Origin of the sequence: Nonomuraea sp. NPDC005692, assembly GCF_040631115.1 — a bacterium.
In the GTDB taxonomy this organism is placed as follows: Bacteria; Actinomycetota; Actinomycetes; order Streptosporangiales; family Streptosporangiaceae; genus Nonomuraea.
Map to the genome: position 1 here is coordinate 1 of NZ_JBEXYU010000086.1, position 1495 is coordinate 1495.

The following is a 1495-nucleotide window of genomic DNA, read 5'->3' on the forward strand; positions in this document are numbered from 1 at the left end:
CCGCCTAATGGGAGCTACCGTGGCTGCTGATCGGGCAGACTCGGTGCCTGGTAGCCGCTGGTGAGTGAGCACTCTCGCCGCCTGGATCTTGAATCCTAGGGTCAGATCGTGCCCTCACTGGTGGTCAGGGGTCTTTGATCGCTGATGGGATGTCGTGCCCTCCGATGGTTGGGTGAGCACTGGTCCATTAGGTCGCCGACCGGCTCCTGCGGGCTTCCGTGTCCTGTTGTCGATCGTGGAGGTCGTTGTGCTGTTCGTTGGGGATGACTGGGCTGAAGATCACCACGACGTCGAGGTCCAGAACGAGGCTGGGAAGGTGTTGAAGCGAGTTCGGCTGCCCGAGGGGATGGCCGGGGTCACCCGGTTCCACGACCTGGTGGGCCGGTTCGTCGCCGAGGATGCCGATCCCCGCGAGGTGCTGGTGTGTATCGAGACCGATCGAGGGCCCTGGGTGCGGGCGCTGGTCGCGGCCGGGTACCAGGTGTTCGGGGTCGACCCCAAGCAAGCGGCTCGGCACCGGGAGATCCTCAGTTCCTCTGGCGCCAAGAGCGACAAGGGTGACGCCCATGCGCTCGCGGATATGATCCGCACCCGCCGTCACCAGCTCCGCGAGGTGGCCGGGGACTCCGAGATCGCCGAGGCGGTCAAGGTCGTCACGCGGGCGCATCAGACGCTGCTGTGGGAGCGCACGAGACACATGCTCCGGCTGCGGGTCGCGTTGCGGGACTACTTCCCAGCCGCTCTGGAGGCATACAAGCCCCTCGGCCTCACCAGCCAGGCCGTGCTGAAGCTGCTGGCCAAGGCCCCCGCCCCCGAAGCCGCGGCCAAGCTGACGATCAGCCAGATCAGTGCCTGCCTGAAGGGCCGCCGCGATATCCCTGGCAAAGCCGTCGCGATCCAGGACGTGCTGCGCGCGCAACACCTGGGCCAGGCGCCACTCGTCACGACCGCCTACGCCTCGACCGTGAAATCACTAGCCGCGATCATCGCCGTCCTCAACACCGAGATCAAGACCCTCCAGGGCGAGGTCGAGGCCCATTTTGGCCGGCACCCGGACGCTGAGGTCATCCTCAGCCAGCCCGGCATCGGCGTCGTCCTCGGCGCCCGGGTGCTCGCCGAATTCGGAGACGCCAAGAACCGGTACGCCTCCGCCAAAGCCCGCAAGAACTACGCCGGCACCAGCCCGATCACTCGCCAGTCCGGCAAGACACGGGTCGTCCAGGCCCGGTTTGTTCACAACGACCGGCTGGTGGACGCCCTCCATCTCCAGGCGTCCTGCGCCATCCTCCACGACCGTGCAGTCCGCGCCTACTACGACCAGCTCAAAGCCCGCGACATCAGCCATAACGCCGCCCTGCGCCAAGTCGGCAACCGCCTGGTCGGCATCTTCCACGGCTGCCTCAAAACCCACAGCCACTACGACCAAGCAACCGCCTGGTCACACCACGACTACGACCTCACCGCTTGACACTCAACGTCCAGGGATGTCTGACCC

1 protein-coding gene is annotated in these 1495 nt (G+C 66.2%); it reads left to right on the forward strand.

Features of this window, described 5'->3' with window-relative positions; genetic code table 11:
• The first annotated feature begins 247 nt into the window (after nucleotides 1–247).
• Complete coding sequence (locus tag ABZ459_RS52710) at nucleotides 248–1468, forward strand: IS110 family transposase (protein ID WP_357989098.1); 1221 nt, start codon at nucleotides 248–250, stop codon at nucleotides 1466–1468.
• Nucleotides 1469–1495 lie beyond the last annotated feature (27 nt).